We start from the raw sequence: 16,455 nt of genomic DNA, 5'->3' as shown, positions 1-16,455 counted from the left end.
AAGGGATGCCTAGCTGGGGAATGGATCGGAGTTGGCTGAAGCTCAATATCAGCGAGTTGAAAGCGACTCTTTGGATTTCACTTGATGATATTAAACGCGTAACTATTTAAACGAAAAAAACCACCAGAACAATTATGAGCTGGTGGTTTTTTAATAATCAAACTTCAATTAAATCCTTTTTTTTACTAACCTCGAATGAAAATCTTCTTCTAATAGCATCATTTATTGCCTTCGAGGAATCTTTAAAACCTAAGTTAGACTTTATAAAATCAAATGAATAATGATCCAACAGATCAATCAATGCGGAGTTCAAAAATGACGATGATACACTGTCGATCTCAGCGAATGAAAGCAGCACCTGTTGACCGGTATTAAGCTCTTTTAAAATTAGGTCTTTTATGACATCACCGTCAGCATTCGTATAACCATGATTGACATGATCAATGATTCTAATCGTCACCATTCGAATTCCTCCTCATTTATTTCAATATTCTCAATTGTGTCTGTTCGCAAAATGACCTCAATTAGAGTCCCAGGATAAAATACAGGCGTTAGCTCACTTTCCAAAGTAATTGAGTTGTTTTCAGTCGGTTTACATTTTAATATACCATAATTCGAGTGAATGTAAACATAACCTTGGTTATTTTTTACAACATTATAAATTAAAGTATCCAGTCCTGCTCCTCGATTCCTCGGAGAACTTTTCGTGGAGAATCCTTGTTCAATAGACTTTTCAAGCGCTAAAGCATCGTTCAAAAAAGGATATACCCCTTGGATATTAAATGGAATCCCCACTCCAAAATCGGATATTGCGATTGATACCCTATTCTTATTGGGATAATGTTGAATAAATGCACTACCAATACTTTGAGTCGAATGGTCATTGATGTTATTAAAAACTTCCTGCAAGCACATCTTAATATTCGCCAGTGACTCCACTGTCACACTTATTCTCCCTGCTAACCAATACATCACTTTATCAAACCATTGATAACTTGCGCGAATCGAAACCAGTTCCAAAGGAATAGTCGTCCCCCGAATAGAGGCATAGGGCCTAACTGCGACCCCCGTATATTGCTTAAAATACTGCGAATCATCAAGAAAGCACAATGCCTGCTTCTTACTAAAAATATCAATCGGGGGATATGTATAAGTAACTCGAACATTTTTGTTGGCCAGTAGATTTGTAATATTACTTAGGACAGTTACTCCGACAGGTTCTATGAAAAACAAATCATGGAACAAAAAATTAATATTTCCGGACCGAGGCTCCTTATCTGTATCCAAAACACTGTTTATAAGATCATACATCGTAGTCCGATTAAGCATCGATGGTAGTAAAACATCCACTTCTATAACTCCTCTTTTCTAGTGTTATAAAGTGGATTATACCAGCATATGTATTTTTTTCAACAATAAAGTAGGCTGATATACCTATGTGATACTATAGATAAGCACAATAAGTCCCGCCAGCGCATGGGCTAACGGGGCTTATCATTTAATTGCAGCCAATTATTCCTTCGTGCCACCCTCGCGCTTGTTCCCCAATTCAAACAGACCTGTAGCTGACAATCCTGCCAAGCCACCTGCCCACAGACGCAGGGACAAATCCAATTCAGTGAACGGAGTTGCAGCAGCCCCAACCATTACACCAATTACCACTCCAACTAGCGGGATAATATTTTTCGGCAGATTCACCGTAGTCTTAACTAACTGCACCAACGCCAGCACAAACACAGCCAACACCGAAGCGAAGGCCAGTACATTATTCAATACTTCCATGATTATCATTTCTCCCCTCATATTCTATTCCACCGGAATTCCTGCAGCTCGCCGCAGGTGATTTGCATATGCATTAAATTGATTAGCCAGCGCTGTATTACCGTCAGCCCTTGCTTTAAACCAGCCCGGTGAGAGCCAGTTGAAGATGATCTCCTGGGCGTTGCTCTTGTGCAGTTTGGTGATCGGTGCAGCTGGATGGCCAGGGATCAAAGGGATGCCGGCTGCCATCCGAAGGTTGTTGGCCAAGTTGTGATAGTGCTTCTTGCCGATCTCGTCGCCTGCTTGCTGTGACGCAAACCATGCCGGAGAAATGTACGTATCGATAAGGTACTGAGCAACTACTGTCGGCAGCTGAACGAAATCTGGAACATTGATCGGTGTGGCCATCTCAGCAGCAACATCTGTGATCAAGTTTTTCAGCGTCTTGCCGCCAGAGGCCAGAGCCTGCTCACAATCGTTCTTCCGGCCGGGATCCAATTGCTTGTGTGAAGCAATATGAGTGGAAGGGTTTTTGTTCCACTTTTCGCAGCAGTAAGCCAGGTACCACACGAACCTTTTGTAGGCCTCCGAAAAACTGATCGTCCGACCGGCACGACTTGTCCCGTAGCAGAGTTCCACTCCTAGTGCTGCATAATTAGCATCGTAGCCAAAACGTTCATTGTCTGTCGTAACATTACGGATGACATGGTGAGCTCTTTCTGCTGGGTGCGTGCCGGTGCCAGTTGGAATGATCTCCAGAATGCGCTGATCATCAATAAACACCTGGGCTGACGCATCCCTATCAGTCTGACGGTTGAAGTACTTATAATGAGCCTCTGCATCCGCTCCGGGATTACCCGTATCATGGGCAACAAAAAAGGCCGGGCTCCCGGTTTTAAGCCGGTCACCTGGCCTCACGTTCGGACGCTTATTGATGTAGCGCCGATCGATACTATATTTAGTCTTGTTCAACCTTGTCCTCTCCCCTCTTGTCGACCCTCCGCAAAAACAGGAACAAGTCATAACGCTTTCGCCAAGTCAACCAAGCCAATGAGATTAGGCCGGCTGTCGTACCGATCTGTGCCGCCGTCCAGCCATACAGTAGCCAATGACTCAACTCCTGCGAGGCGAAGTCGAAGACTACTGCCGACCGCATCAAGAGCACGATCAACATCTTGAACGTGTATGAAGCCAAAAAAAAGAGCATCGCCAGCATAAAAACGCTGACCACGCCCACCTTGAACCTCTCCTGATAATAAGACCTGTGCGAATGGATAATAAATACCGAGCATCCGATCGCCACAATGTACAGCAGTAGCAGTAACATATCAATGACTCCCATGGCCATCCCCCTTATCATAAAGCAAGTACCGCGCGAAACGGTTCCTCTCTATTTCTCTTTGCAACTCCAGTGAAGCATGTTGGTATTGACTGATGGAAAGTGACACGCTGCTGGAGGCACGGCTGAGTTCCATCTGCTTCTCGCGGTGCTGGGGAAATAGGCGTTGAATCAGTTTAGTCAACATGTTCATCCTCCCCTATCCTCATCCTTCTTTAAATTCTTAACCATTTCCAGCAACGGTGCCATAAATCCTTCACGTTCTTTATCCAAGATCGCCTGCAAGCGATCCCGGTCTTCTTCCGCTCTATCCAACAGGCTTCTCGGCACCAAGTCCCCCTTGATGATCATCTTGACTAGAACCGCTAGAATAACCAGAAGAATAAACGTTAGCACCACGGCCAGACCATACTTTTCAGCGAGCGGCAATAATTCCTTGACCCCATTAATCTCTTCTTGCCCCATCCCCTCGCTCCCCTCTCTCTATAATTCAGGACTTGCCTCGCTGTTTGAGGTTTCTGCTCCTGTGCTTTCCGCTTCTAACTTCGCCTTCTCTAGTTTTGCCAACGCGGATCCGACTTCCTCGTCAATTTGCTGCAGTATCTCGATCTCGCGCCCGGGATACATACCAAGGAGCAGTGTGATGACATCAGCAACTTCTTGGGCTGGCTGTGTAACGTCTAATGATACGTCGAATTTCGTAATAACTGCCAAGTGGTTACACCTCCTTTCGGGCAAAATGAAGTATGAAATTAACCGAACCTGCGTTCCCGAGGGAAACACTTTCTTATTGTCGAAGAAATAGATACGGAATTTTCCGTGATAATTAATAAGGAAGTGATTCAATTGAAATTAAACCACGACTGCGTGCGTGATCTCTTGCTGACGATCGAGGAGACCCTGCCGCTTGACGCAATGGCGTTGACCACGGGACTACATCAGCATGAAAATTTAAGCAAATATGAATACGCCGAGATAGTATACTGTGTCTCAAAATTAAGAGAAGCAGGGTATATAGAAACAATCGGTCAAGACTTGATTTCTCCAGTTGGGCGAGTCATCAAAGTTCGTGGATTGACCTATACTGGACACTTGTTTCTCGACAACATCCGTGACAACAAGGTATGGCGAACAGTGAAAAGACAAGCGGCTACTCTAGCGAGCGTCTCTATGAACATGCTCACTTCGTTAGCAGAATCAACTGTCAAGCAGATGTTAGGGTTAGGGATTAATTAAGATTCAGAAGAGTTCTAATATATCCTTCTGCAACATGATTAGCATCCCTTAAACCATTTGAGTTTGAGATAACATACTCCCATACCTTTTCACTACGACAGTTATCCAGAAACATATGTCCGTTCCAGGTAATGTCTAACACAGATGTTACATCACCGTCGTAATTCAAATAGCCGATCTCTGCCAATTTAAAAATTGCCTGTTCAATATCCTGTGAATCATATTTTTGCAAAGACGATATTTGAGAAACAGTTTCTAAAGACATTGGAACATCCAATAAAAGCTCGCTTTCCAGAGCCAGTAGAGTATCTCTTATCACATTCAACATTTTACCCTCCAAATTGAAAAGAGCCCCGAAGGGCTCTTTCATCGTCTATGTGCTGTTACTTACCCAGCGCCTCCAATGCCTCATTCACCAATCGCAGCTCTTCTTCCGCATTCTTGATGATCTCGTCGTATTCGGCGAGCTGCTTGTTGATCTTTGTTAAATCGGGATTGTCCCAGATTTTCTTGATGGTCTCGATTTCAGCTAATATCTGGTTTCGTCCTTCAATAGTTGGTTTAAGTGTATTATTTTCAATACTTTCCTTTAATTCAAGTAAAGTTTTCTCCGAAATACCAAAATACTTATTAGTTGTAGTTGAACCGCTACTGCTATTCTGGTTGCTGTTAGTATTTTCATTCGATACAGATGGAACAGTTTCATTCGTAGTGATGTTAATCACCTTACCTTCTAATTGAAGATCCGCCCCCAAAGCATCCGATATAGCTCTAACAGGAGCGTTTGTCACTCCGTTGATAACAGGAGCTTTATTTGGTAACTCTTTTCCGTTGACAACCACAGTTAACTCAGCGGAAACCTTCTGGCCGATCAAACTTTTAATTTGAGCGGCCGCCGCGCTACCTGATGTAGCAACGACCGCGCCGATCAATATCCCACTCACTAGATAAGTCCATTTCTTCATAGTCAAAGCCCTCCATTGGTAGATTTACCCTTATGATAACCTATGGAGTAGATGTTTGGTAGGTTCCACCGCCGGTATTAGGAGCATTATTAGGGTTGCCATGGTTATGGTGTGCTGTTGTAACTGTGTGCGTATGCCCACTGAAATTTAATTGCAATGACCTTATCTGTGACTGCAGGCTTTCAAGTTGAGCTTGTAATCCAAAAACCTGGCTAATCCCGATATTCAAACCACTAACACTAGCCCCTGGGCTAAATGCTACATTGCCCTGAATCTGCACATCCCCCCCAAGTGCCCCCAAGAACAATGTCCCGAAGGATGTAATGAGCAGCCCAAGGTAAGAGCCGTCAATCATTCCAGCTCCAGAACCTCCCGGTTTTGCAAAATGAATCGAACCCATTCCGGAATCATTACCCATTGCAATACTAATTCGTTCAACACCACTGGAGTCATAGGTGCGTAAGCCCGTGCTATTGATTTCAACGCGTGCCCCGCTTGCTGCTGTCCTGAATAACGCCCCGGTAATCGTTCCGCCGGAGAACAATCCGCCTTCGGCATAAACATAACCAGCTCTGCTCACCGTGAACTTCCCATTACCGACGTTGATGGTAGCTCCAATGATATCTCCATCAGAAAAATTGGAGCTCTTGATTTGTGCGTAGTTAGCCGTCAACTTATTAGCTATTAGGTTGCCCTTCATGTCGACACGGAACGGAGCACTGTTAAAGTCAGCGTGGCCGGCGGCGATGCCCTTAGTATTGATCTGCGTCACGTCGTTCCCGCTGCCGATAAGCATAGAAACGAAGGAACCGAGTTGGCCAACAATGGCCGGGGCTGCTATGCCCTCGTGATTGATAGCCACCGTAGCCGTATCGCCTCCATCACTTGTAAACATAATGCCATCGGATGTCAAAACTACCTGTCCTAATGGATTTGGTCTACTCTGGAGTATAATACCCCTGGTGTCGTACTTGATCTCCGTCTTGCTGTTGTTAATGTCAACCACGGCCTGCCGAGCGAAGGATTCAAATACTTCCGTCCGGATCCGTCCGCCGGAAAGCAGGTTGTCCATCACCTTCCTGGAACGCTCAAGATCCGCTATCAGATCGATGTCGTCCTTCAGCGCAAAGTTGGCCAGCGTTACCTTGGAATGCTGATCGATAGAGTACGGATACTCCGTCAGCTCCACGATTCGAAGCTCGATACGATTTATTTCCATATCCGGATCATAAGCCGTCGCCGCATCACCCAGATCCGGCGGACGCTCATCACGATCGATCTTATGCAGGTCCGCTGAAGTAATCGCTAATTCAATTGCCGGCATTTCCTTCTTCCTCAGCTCATCCCGAGTGGACTTGAGCAGCTCAATTGGATCCTCAATATCCTGCTGAACGTTCTCCCCATCAAAGTACGGTACCGAATCGCTGCCCCAATAATTCACATAAGGGGAAAGAAGATAGTTGACCCTGATCTCCCCGTTCACGATTGCCCCCGGGACTGACTGCAGCAGGCTCCGTTCTTCCGCCGTCAGAATATCTGTCGACATTCCAATCCAGTTACGACCATCCTTCATTTGGGCGTACATCCGGGTTACAAGGCCATTACCGTCGTCTTTGAACGAGTCAGAAATAATATTCTTCTTTGTCCTGTACTCGAACCGGTCTGACTGATCGCCGATTTTCTTATGAATATGAATTACAAAATTGTCCGGACGAATCTCAGCTCCGAACAGGTTAACCACCTGGTTGAGAGCAGCCAGCGCGGTTGTCCGGCCAAAGTCTTTGATATCCCACAAGTCGAACGTGTCGTGTACCTGGAATGTGAAGCGTCCTCCAGTCCATACGCTAATCTTGTCCAGCAGTGTGGTGATATGCACACCGTATGCCTCCGCGACGTAATCATCGTAGGGCACTTTGTAGTCGTTCATCTTGAACATGACATGCGTGGCGGTGATCAAAGCCGTAAGCTTCTTCTTCGAGCGGTCCCGCTTCCGGCTGTTAATCACGTAAAACTGACCACGTTCGTCCCGCACGTGTCCCTTCATCTGGATCTTCTCGATGTAATCATCCGAGGTCATGGGCACAAAAAAAGACAACTCATAATCGGAGTTGAGTCGTCTTCGTCGTTCGATTTCATAGGCATCGATCAAGGTACCGGTGCGCTTGAAGTTTTTATCAAATACATCCATAGTCGGGTTTGGCAAAATATCACCCCCTAATACAAAAACTTGTCCCGATGAGTAATCCGGAAGAGAATCGTCCGCCCGGTCGCAGGATCAGTCCAGGTCAAATTGTTGGTTCCGAGGTTCAGATCAAAGAAGCCCCCTTCGTATAGATGGGAGACGTTGATACCATTTCTAGTGATCTTGAACTTGCCTGAGTCAATGATGATTACATCGCCTGGCTTAAAGGCATCCGTAAATTCAATATAGTCAACGTGAAACTTCGTCGCCTCAGCTCTTAGACGACCTTCACCCGATAGGTGGGCTGCATACCTAATCTCTCGGATATACTCTGCCGATAAGCGCCCCTCTCCTGACATCCGTTCAGGCTCCAAGGAGTACTCCCGGATATATTCGGCAGATAGCCTACCCTCGCCGGATAAGTGAGCTGTCGCCGCCATCTCCATCGTAAATTTATCGACCGTCACCCGCCCCTCACCGGACAAACGAGCCTCCATGTCCACGATGTTTACTGCATCCTCAGTAGGCGAGTTAAAAGCCAGGTCGTTAAAACTGCCTCCGAACATCCTCTCCCTCCTTTCCGGTCAGGAAAATTATCCTTACCACTTTAAGCCTTATAATCCTTGCCAGTGATCACTTTATACTGCGCTGGAGTGATGGTCCCAAATTGGACATAGAGTTTGAGTTGAACATCAGAAACCCACTTCTTTTCGTAAAAGTAGGACAACCGTTCGAAATCACTGTTAAACATTTGCATCGCCTCCTGTTTCCTTAGCTAAAAGTTTTAATTCCAGGGCAGCCAGCATTTGCCCAAGGACCTGATTCTGCATCTGCAAATCGAGAATCGATATATCCTTTTTGACCAGTTCTGCACCAAGTACACCGTTTTGCTGTTTCAAATCCAATGTCGTCAAGTCTTGCTTCACCTGCTCGGAACCGAGCGTGTCGACAAGCTGCTGTTGATTCGAGATGTTTTCCTTGGCATTCGCCAGTTCTTCATCTGTATCATTAATTTTCTCCTGCTGCTCCTCGGTTGTCTGACGAATTTCCTCCAAGCCCGTACGAAGCAATTCTAATTCGGTTGGCTCCGCTGGAGGATGCAGCGCCTCGATTTGTTCCGGCGTCAGCCCTTCGCCCCACAGTTCCTCCGGCAGCGAAAGCCACTCCGAATAGGCATCCTGATATTCCTCGTTGGCTGCGGCCATAGCCTCCTGATACTCTTTCCACCCCTCCAAATCAAAACGCGGCAAGTACAAACCGGGCGGCACCGGTACGCCGACGATATACCCGGCAATTTCCGGTTCCTGTTCTTCTGGCTGCTCGTCTTCCGGATCGTTATCTGTATCAGGCGGTAGTATCGGATCGGCATAAAAAGGGACGACACCAGTAAAGGCATTGTCCGTAAGTGTGTCCTCCAAGTAGAGGCCGTCTGTATTTACTTTAGGTGTAGCCTTCAATATTAAGACCTCCTTTATTGTTCGGCGAGAAATGATACGTCAATTTCGACCCATATTGGTGTATTTTGATACGTTATCTCCATCTCACCCGTAGGTGTTATTACAAGGATTGCACTTTCTATCCCACCAGCAAGAGCTACCGGAACGCTCTTCCGTGTGTACTTACTTGGCCTGTACGTTCGCGGTAACCTTGCAACGGTGGCATTGTTAACCCCGCCAGTAATCATCCCGCGAAGATGTACCACTCCAGCGCCGTCTTTCGTGTAGCCAACCTGCGTATATGATGTATCGGCATTAGTCCACCCATTAAGCAGTGTCGGCGAGAGCCACCCAGGCGCATCCTTCTCCGCTTTCTTCTGCTCGACCACACTTACCCGCTGTAATGCCTCGGCCACGCCCACTGTCAGGTCGCTAATCTGCGCCTTTTCGTTCGCGGCTAGGCTGCCGGATATCGGCTGTATCGGTGATTTGTCGAGTTTGGTATAGGTGACACTGTAGGATGCAGCTTGGTCATAGTTCCACGTATCCGCATAGGCTTGCACTAGATTTGCTCCGCCCCCGGGAGTGGCGTCTACGTGCCATGTCGCATCATCCGTACTGTCCTTATATACGGCTATTATGCTGCTGGATTTAAAATTCAGCAAAGACGTTCCAAAGTTTAAATTGTTGATATAGTAACGGTTTTGCGAAGCATGATAGTATGGATTCGCCCGCTCCCGCAACACAATCCCCGTACCTACTTCTACCATATTGTCACCTTCGGACAGCAGCAAGGAACCTTCAGTTACTACGGGTTCGATGGTTTCTTTTGCTAGACGATATAGGAGTTGGTATGGCGCGTATCCGTCTTTATTGGGCGCTTGATCTGTGGGTAATGTTGTTCGATTGTATTGGACATCATAGGCATCTGCTATACGAGTGACAGGATACCAATTTTTAGTTCCTATACCGTTGTATGGATTGGCTTTTGTTGCTCCGTCCCACATTTTCCAGCCCATAAAATATGCCTTAATCTCGTATTGTGTAGGTGTGTAGGCGTCTCCCCATCCGCTGTCGGTATTGGATATAGTTAGTAGAAACTCTCCGTTCGAAGCAAGATTAAACTCCTCTGCGTCTCCCCATGGAGTGACAAAACGAGGCACAGTAGTGCCGTTGTATTTCATTAATGTCTGGGATGTATTGGCCGCTCCATAAAAAAATGCACTAACTCGTTTGTATCCTGGATATGACGCACCGCTATAGAGCCATCCATGTGACCCATCCAATACAACTTTCTTCCACTTCGCCAGCTTTTTGTACTCGCCATTCTGCTCGAACAGGATATCTGGCTCAGTGCCATCCGATGGGTTAGCGTGTAACTCCGTGTCAAAGGCAAGCATAGATTTGTGTTGTGGCATAAACGGCTGCGGCTCGGTGCCGATAATGAGAATTGGATTTTTAAAGGAAAACGTACCTGTAGTAGCTGCTAAGTTAGAAAAATAGACCCTTAGATAAGCTACATTGGCATCAGCTTGTACTGTAACACTACTGGTCTGCTGGTATCCAGATGACGATATCTCCCCGTCGTTATGGTCAAAAATAGATAATGCTATATTGCCGTTATGCTCGGCTGATAATGTATAAACCTCTCCAGGTGCAATGGGCACTTTAAACGACATCACACGATTAGCTACGGTTGGAGACATAACCGCTTCGTAGGGTTCAATCAAAACGGTTTCCGTCAGATTTCCCCACTCATAAAACGGCGGCAGCAGATTACCCGCCGTATTGATTACGTAAGGATTCTCCACGCCTATCAGCCCGATACGTCCCTCGTAGTTAATCTCCGTTTTGCCTGTGATTTGGCCCAACTTAAACCGCGTATCCTTGGCCGCATTAATCACCTGTAACCCCGGCTGTAAGACAACATCGTCTGTGTCAGCGGTGTTAAGGCGATCCTCGAGAGCGACGATCGATGCATCATGCTGCTCGATGTTTGCCTTAAAGGTGTCGTGGTCGTAGGCAGTGAAATTACGAGCCAAACGTGTGCCTGCTCCCCAAGGCTTAGCCGTGCCCTGAAATCCACGGATACAGCCCTTGAGGATGTTTCCATCTACTTCGGTGTATTGGATCGTTTCTGCCCCTTCGCCGTTACCAATGACGGCCAGTCCTTCAGGTTGGAGCAATACGGATACATCCGCTACTTCGATTTCAGTATTAGAATCAGTGATTGCCCCCACCAATTCCGTCTTCGGGGAATTTACAACTGCTGGATACATTTTCTGCATGATCAATCACCCCTCATCAATTACAAGTTGCCCGGCTAAAAAGCGGATCAAGTCATTCTCAAGAATCGCCCGCGGCTTCTTGACCGCCCCGTGATAGATCAGATTGCCGCCCGTGGCCGCATCCCTGATACCCACAAATGCAGCTATACCCTGGTCCCCGGAAGCGATAGGGAATGCTACATCAGCCGTATTATTGGTTACTGCTCTGCGGCTAACAATAGTAGGTGCCGTAAAGATCACCTCAGTTCTGCTGTACCCGCCTCCTGTAATCTCTTGACCGGTATCTGCATCGGTTGGATCGGATATATACAGGGCAATATACAACTTGTCTGGCGGCGTAAATGGGATGCCTCTGAGTGCTGCATTTATGCATGCTGTCTTCCAGTAATTCGATTTCGATAACAAAATTTCATCAGCCATGATTCATCCTCCTATTCGACTTTGTATTCATTTTTAATCGTGAAGCCATTTAGAGTAGTGGTTCCGGTATTGGTCAGCACGATCACCGGACTAGCACGTTCGTCGCCGACTGATTCGATGGAAATCACCTGAGGTGACTGAGTGATCGTTAGCTCTGTAATCTTTTCATCACTCTCTGGGAACGAATCGTACATTTTGAGCGGTATGTCAATCACCCGGTTCCCGGTCGATTCGTCCCAGCTCATCGTTCCGCGGTACTGAGCGAAATAATGTTTTCTTGGTCGATCAGAAAAGACGATATCAAGTACACCGCGCCGGATATTAAATTTCCGCATCAGCAGGGAAACGGTGGTATCGTAATCACCAACAACAAAAAAGCCCAGGCCAACTGGCCGGGCTCCATAGGTACTACCGAAATCAAGTTCTCCGTCTCGTTCGGCGATCTCCACTTTGTTTTCCCGAGCCTCGGGAAGACCAGGGATGGTGCGTCTTACAAGCAGAGCTCCTGTCGTCTCGGAGATCCATTCACCATTAACCGACACATCAAAGTCTTCCATTACTTCCCCTCTCCCGTTGTCATTAGTCGGCGCGCTGCCCGCTCTCGTTCTGTGTACATGATTTCAGCATCCGGTTGATCTTCGATAGTGACAGAGCCTACCGACATGTCAAAGGTGTTATGAATGATTTGCTGCGGCTGGACCGGCGCTTGACCAGCGCCAGAAGTTGTTTTTGGCGAATCTAACATTCTGAAAAGATTTGTCTGCTGCTCTGGATTTAAATAAATTTCTCCCCCATGAGCAACGATCGGCACGGGAACACCAATTGGCCCTGGAATAACACCACCAACGTCATAGCTCGGCAGGTTATCCAATTTTCCGGTGTCCTTCTCAATTCCATACTTCCTCCGGATCTCATCGTTCCGGGCTGTCAGTTTGGCCATCGCTTCTTTGTCTCCACGCGCCTTCGCCTCATCCCACGCATCCTTGTTGCTATTGTATTCCTGCAGGTCGTTCGCCTGCTGAGATGGGCCAGATGCACTTGTGAGGGAAGCAAGCTTGCTGTTATACGCCGAAACAAAGCTATCAAGATCAGCGAGTATCTGGGTATTGGCCGTTTGATTGGCGCCAACCCGATAATCCTGCAGCCCTACCTCCATCAGCTTCACATCATCCTGGTAATTCTCCAGTGCATCTGTGAGAGCGTTGTAATGCTTCTCTACATCTTCCTTTTCCTTATCAAATGCCCGCTCACGTTCGCTCTTTTCGTCTTGCAGGGCCTCCTTCTGGTCTTCGAGGTTCTGCTTGCGAATATCACGGCTGTGCTCCAACTCCATACGTTCGATTTCTTTTGTGATATCCGCGTATTCTTTACGACCTTCAGGACTGACTGCATTCTCTAACAAAGCCTGACGAGCCTTCTTCTCGGCTAGTTGAGATGCATAATCCTGCTCAGAATTTAGCCGCTCCTCCGCTTTAATAAGCCGATCAATGGCGGCGATTCTCTCATCGATGTCGTCCGTGTATGCCTTCTTACGTTCAGCAATAGCGTCCAGTTCGAGCTTTTTTGCATCGTTAATAGACTGCTTCTCTACCTTACGGGCAGCCTCATTATCCTTTTGGATCTGAGAGACCAGATTCTTTTTGGCCTGGTAGACTTGTTCGTCAGCTTGCTTGTAATACTCACTATCCTCAGCGTAAGAATCCCGAATGCGAGTCCAAAGCGCTAGTTTCATTTGAGCTATTTCGGCTTCGCTGGCACCGGCCTCTTCCAGTCTGCGTTCCTCATATTTGAGAAAGTCAGAAGTCGAAGAGTATAACTCCTTCATTGCTTTTTCAGTGGCCGAAATTAATTCTTTGCGATATTGGTACAGCTTATCGTCAGCGTCCTTGTAAAATTCTGAATCCTCGGCATAACGATCTCGCACCCGAGTCCAGGCATCGATCTTCATCTGGGCAATTTCGATCTCTGTATTTCCGGATTCCTCCATACGGCGATCTTCTCGATCAATCCATTCAGCAGAAAAATCATACCGAGATCTGACGCTATCCTCTTGCAGACGCTTGATCTGGAGATTCATTTGCCGTTCGTCTTCGAGTGATTCCTTAAGATGCTTCTGGTGCTGCTTCCGGACCTTCTCATAGGACTTGATCTGCTCGTCAGCCGTCCAATCATACATTTCAGCCTGATATTGCACTGTGGCAATAGCTGCGTCGTAGGCATCTTTTCGGAGTTCTGCAGCAGTCTTGCTTTTTTGCCCCTTCTTCTTCTCCGCGTCACTGCCCCCTCCGTAATCCGGAGCCTGATACTTGAAGGAGTCGATTCCCCCTGACTCAAGACGGGCTAATGCTCGCTTTGCTTCCAACTCTGCCGCCGCAAATTTATTCTGATCTTCATAGGCTTGGGAAAGTTTTTGTTCCGTTTCAGCCCCTTTATTTCTTGCCCAATTAACAACCCCTGGATTAATTTGTTCCAACCAACTCTTATCTCCTGCTTCCATAGGATTAGAGCTGGACTGCGCCGCTGCCGCTGCTTTTGCAGCTTGGATAAGTGCCTGATAGTTCTTAATTTGGGCCTCGACGCTAACCTTCTGTACCCTGGCCGTCTCCTGAAGATTAAGAATCTGAACCTTTGCCGTATTGATGGAAGAGTCTAATAATTGTCGCTCAACGCTAATCTGATCTTCAATGGTGCCGATATTCTCAATTCGGATTCTTCCCTCATCGTCCATCAGGGCGTGAAGATCGGGGTACTGCTCTTTCAATGCGTTTGTTACCTGTACCAACTCTTGCTTTTGTGCCTCGTCCAACTTCTGAACAGCTGCAAGTTCGTTGTATCGATCAACCGATTTTTCAAGTGCAATAATCTTGTCATTCTTCGTGGCCAGATCACGCAACTCTGCTTTCTGCATTTCCAAGAGTGCCGGCACTGATTTGTCGATTTCTTCCCTCATGCGGTTGAGTGCCGCGGTTGCCTCATCGACGTTTTTGAAATCCATATCTTTCAGCTTTTTATCCAATTCTCCGATGGACCGCTGTAGATTGTGCAATTCTGGACCTCCGTCAAAATTGGAACGCATCTTCTTGTATAATTCATCAAGCTTTTCTTGTAATCCGGCTCGCTCTTCTAATATCGTGTTAATAGCCTCGCTGTCTTCCTTCATCTGTTTGAGTTCGTTCACGTTACGGTTAGCAGGCGACTCGTTAAGCTTTTTGTTCAGTTCTTCCTGGCTTGAGGCCAGTTGGAGAACTTCTTTTGATGCTGCAGAAGCAGCTGCTGTATATGCCGTTACCCCTACGGTAACGGCGCTAAAAGCAGCAATAGCCCAGCCGATCGGTCCCATTGAGATATTAAGCGCAGTGAAAGCCGCCCTCAAGGCTGCCACAACGGTGATTAGGGATGTAACCACGGTGATCAAGCCGCCTAATGTTACTGTGGCTGCAGCTACCCCAGCAACTACATCTTTATTTTCTGTCGACCAAGCAGTGAATTCCTTTACCATTGGTACGATTTCTTCCATTACTTCCTGAAGAACAGGAAGAAAAGCTTCACCCAATTCCACTCTGGCCATCTCAAGCGTCTGATTAAATGTCGCCTGTGTGCCGGTGTAACCAGTCATAGCCGAGTCAGCGTTCCCAGCAAACACGGAAGCTTCTTGCATCATGCCATTATAGGCTGCTTGTACCTTCTGTGCTTCAGTGAGCTTTGCAGCGGTTGTTCCGATCGACTTGGCATATCGATCCTGCATAACCGACAAATTGGTGGTGACCCCGGCTGCATCCGTCAGATTGGAGTTACCCGCCTTAATCCCTTCCGCAACCTGCTTGATAGCTTGATCCCAAGATAAATGAGCCTGGCGGCCATAAGCGGCAGCGTCTGCCGTGGCCGTAATGATTTTCTCAGTTTCCTCGAGCGAGAAATTGAGCGTCGTATACGTCTTAACCGTATCGGCAATTACGCCCTTGTTAAGTCCCCAACGATCCGCTAGCTTCTCGGCCAACTCAACCGATTCTTGGGAATCAACATTGAATTTCTCAGAAACGGAAGAAAGACCACGATAGGAGTTGGCCAACTGATTGGTCTCATTCGCCAACGATTTCATGACATTGGTAAGTTTGGCTGTGACAGCCCCCGCTCCCAGAGAAGCCAGACCCGAAGCGATTCCGCTTATGCCTTGTTTCGTCTTCTGAGCCTCTTGCTCGGATTCACGAAGTTCATTAGTGATCTTCTCAATTTGTTTACTATCCACTCCAAGACCTTTTAGAGCAGAACTCAATTCATCCAACTGGCGATCAAGCTTCGTTGGATCCGCTTCGTCCAGATTCTTCTTAATGGTTTTGATTTGATCTGCACTAAGTCCAATTCCCTTAAGGGCGTCATCCAAAGTATTGAGTTGAGTCGCTACTTGCTGCCCTCCGACTCCGGCCTGGTCCAAGCTATCCTCCAAAGCCCAAATTTTTTGAGCAGTTTGATCCGACGTCTGGGTGAGCCGGATCAACACGCCTTCGGTATTTACGATTTGCTCCTGGAGCTTACCTTTCTTGGCGTTGTCAAAGGTAGAGTCATAAGCTTGTTTCAATTCAGCAAGCTTTTTCCGCTGAATCTCGATTTTAGCATTCACGTTTTCTAAAACGGATGTGAGACGGTTGATTTGATCTTTGTTTTCCCCTACACGGCCCAGAGCGGTATTCAATGTGCCAATATCACCGGCGGTCTTCTTGCCTTGTTCTCCTAGATCTGCGAAACCTTGTTTCGTCGCTCTTATTTCAGCCTTTATTTCCTGCGCCTCAGCGGTTAACCTCGCTCGAAGTTCTCCGATTTCTGTTGGCAT

At 47.0% G+C, this 16,455-nt stretch carries 19 protein-coding genes; 1 reads left to right on the top strand and 18 read right to left on the bottom strand.

Annotated elements, in window-relative coordinates; all coding sequences use genetic code 11:
- Positions 1 to 157: 157 nt before the first annotated feature.
- From KQJ23_RS15740 to KQJ23_RS15705, 8 genes are all read right to left on the bottom strand, one after another.
- Positions 158 to 463 carry an STAS-like domain-containing protein gene (locus KQJ23_RS15740; protein ID WP_216479823.1) on the bottom strand — a complete coding sequence of 102 codons (306 nt, stop codon included), beginning with the start codon at positions 461 to 463 and terminating at the stop codon, positions 158 to 160.
- Positions 457 to 1,350, bottom strand: coding sequence for an ATP-binding protein (locus KQJ23_RS15735; RefSeq protein ID WP_216479822.1), 894 nt, complete (start codon positions 1,348 to 1,350; stop codon positions 457 to 459). Before KQJ23_RS15735 ends, KQJ23_RS15740 begins: the two co-directional genes overlap by 7 nt.
- A 162-nt stretch (positions 1,351 to 1,512) precedes the next feature.
- Positions 1,513 to 1,773, bottom strand: a complete 261-nt coding sequence (locus KQJ23_RS15730) for a holin (RefSeq protein WP_216479902.1) — start codon at positions 1,771 to 1,773, stop codon at positions 1,513 to 1,515.
- Between the two features lie 33 nt (positions 1,774 to 1,806).
- A complete protein-coding gene (locus KQJ23_RS15725) occupies positions 1,807 to 2,733 on the bottom strand; it encodes a peptidoglycan recognition protein family protein (protein WP_249529807.1) in 927 nt (308 codons plus the stop codon).
- Positions 2,720 to 3,103, bottom strand: coding sequence for a hypothetical protein (locus tag KQJ23_RS15720; protein ID WP_216479818.1), 384 nt, complete (start codon positions 3,101 to 3,103; stop codon positions 2,720 to 2,722). Before KQJ23_RS15720 ends, KQJ23_RS15725 begins: the two co-directional genes overlap by 14 nt.
- Positions 3,090 to 3,287: a hypothetical protein gene (locus KQJ23_RS15715; RefSeq protein WP_216479817.1), complete on the bottom strand. Its 198-nt coding sequence runs from the start codon at positions 3,285 to 3,287 to the stop codon at positions 3,090 to 3,092. Before KQJ23_RS15715 ends, KQJ23_RS15720 begins: the two co-directional genes overlap by 14 nt.
- Before the next feature lie 2 nt (positions 3,288 to 3,289).
- Positions 3,290 to 3,565: a hypothetical protein gene (locus KQJ23_RS15710; protein WP_216479815.1), complete on the bottom strand. Its 276-nt coding sequence runs from the start codon at positions 3,563 to 3,565 to the stop codon at positions 3,290 to 3,292.
- 18 nt (positions 3,566 to 3,583) lie between these two features.
- Positions 3,584 to 3,814 carry a hypothetical protein gene (locus KQJ23_RS15705; protein WP_216479814.1) on the bottom strand — a complete coding sequence of 77 codons (231 nt, stop codon included), beginning with the start codon at positions 3,812 to 3,814 and terminating at the stop codon, positions 3,584 to 3,586.
- A gap of 132 nt (positions 3,815 to 3,946) precedes the next feature.
- On the opposite strand from KQJ23_RS15705, the gene KQJ23_RS15700 reads away from it, so the two are divergent.
- Complete coding sequence (locus tag KQJ23_RS15700; RefSeq protein WP_216479812.1) at positions 3,947 to 4,336, top strand: DUF2513 domain-containing protein; 390 nt, start codon at positions 3,947 to 3,949, stop codon at positions 4,334 to 4,336.
- On the opposite strand, the gene KQJ23_RS15695 is transcribed toward KQJ23_RS15700, so the two are convergent.
- From KQJ23_RS15695 to KQJ23_RS15650, 10 genes are read right to left on the bottom strand one after another with little or no spacing between them, the layout of a single operon-like run.
- Entirely contained in the window at positions 4,329 to 4,664 is a 336-nt protein-coding gene (locus KQJ23_RS15695) for a DUF2513 domain-containing protein (protein ID WP_216479810.1), read from the bottom strand. The genes KQJ23_RS15700 and KQJ23_RS15695 overlap by 8 nt on opposite strands.
- Before the next feature lie 55 nt (positions 4,665 to 4,719).
- The gene (locus KQJ23_RS15690) at positions 4,720 to 5,301 is read right to left on the bottom strand and encodes a copper amine oxidase N-terminal domain-containing protein (protein ID WP_216479809.1); all 582 of its coding nucleotides are present in this window, start codon (positions 5,299 to 5,301) and stop codon (positions 4,720 to 4,722) included.
- A 40-nt stretch (positions 5,302 to 5,341) separates the two neighbouring features.
- Positions 5,342 to 7,504, bottom strand: a complete 2,163-nt coding sequence (locus tag KQJ23_RS15685) for a phage tail protein (RefSeq protein ID WP_216479808.1) — start codon at positions 7,502 to 7,504, stop codon at positions 5,342 to 5,344.
- Between the two features lie 11 nt (positions 7,505 to 7,515).
- Complete coding sequence (locus KQJ23_RS15680; protein WP_216479807.1) at positions 7,516 to 8,049, bottom strand: phage distal tail protein; 534 nt, start codon at positions 8,047 to 8,049, stop codon at positions 7,516 to 7,518.
- 41 nt (positions 8,050 to 8,090) lie between these two features.
- Positions 8,091 to 8,234: an XkdX family protein gene (locus KQJ23_RS15675; RefSeq protein ID WP_216479806.1), complete on the bottom strand. Its 144-nt coding sequence runs from the start codon at positions 8,232 to 8,234 to the stop codon at positions 8,091 to 8,093.
- The gene (locus tag KQJ23_RS15670; RefSeq protein ID WP_216479805.1) at positions 8,227 to 8,940 is read right to left on the bottom strand and encodes a hypothetical protein; all 714 of its coding nucleotides are present in this window, start codon (positions 8,938 to 8,940) and stop codon (positions 8,227 to 8,229) included. Before KQJ23_RS15670 ends, KQJ23_RS15675 begins: the two co-directional genes overlap by 8 nt.
- Positions 8,941 to 8,954: 14 nt before the next feature.
- Positions 8,955 to 11,207: a hypothetical protein gene (locus tag KQJ23_RS15665; protein WP_216479804.1), complete on the bottom strand. Its 2,253-nt coding sequence runs from the start codon at positions 11,205 to 11,207 to the stop codon at positions 8,955 to 8,957.
- Between the two features lie 6 nt (positions 11,208 to 11,213).
- A complete protein-coding gene (locus KQJ23_RS15660) occupies positions 11,214 to 11,627 on the bottom strand; it encodes a phage tail fiber protein (protein ID WP_216479803.1) in 414 nt (137 codons plus the stop codon).
- 11 nt (positions 11,628 to 11,638) lie between these two features.
- Positions 11,639 to 12,184 carry a phage tail domain-containing protein gene (locus tag KQJ23_RS15655; RefSeq protein ID WP_216479802.1) on the bottom strand — a complete coding sequence of 182 codons (546 nt, stop codon included), beginning with the start codon at positions 12,182 to 12,184 and terminating at the stop codon, positions 11,639 to 11,641.
- Positions 12,184 to 16,455, bottom strand: a complete 4,272-nt coding sequence (locus KQJ23_RS15650; protein WP_216479801.1) for a hypothetical protein — start codon at positions 16,453 to 16,455, stop codon at positions 12,184 to 12,186. Before KQJ23_RS15650 ends, KQJ23_RS15655 begins: the two co-directional genes overlap by 1 nt.

The sequence above is a fragment of the Paenibacillus brevis genome, assembly GCF_018919145.1.
GTDB lineage: Bacteria > Bacillota > Bacilli > Paenibacillales > Paenibacillaceae > Fontibacillus > Fontibacillus brevis.
This window is presented reverse-complemented; position numbering and strand designations above follow the sequence as displayed.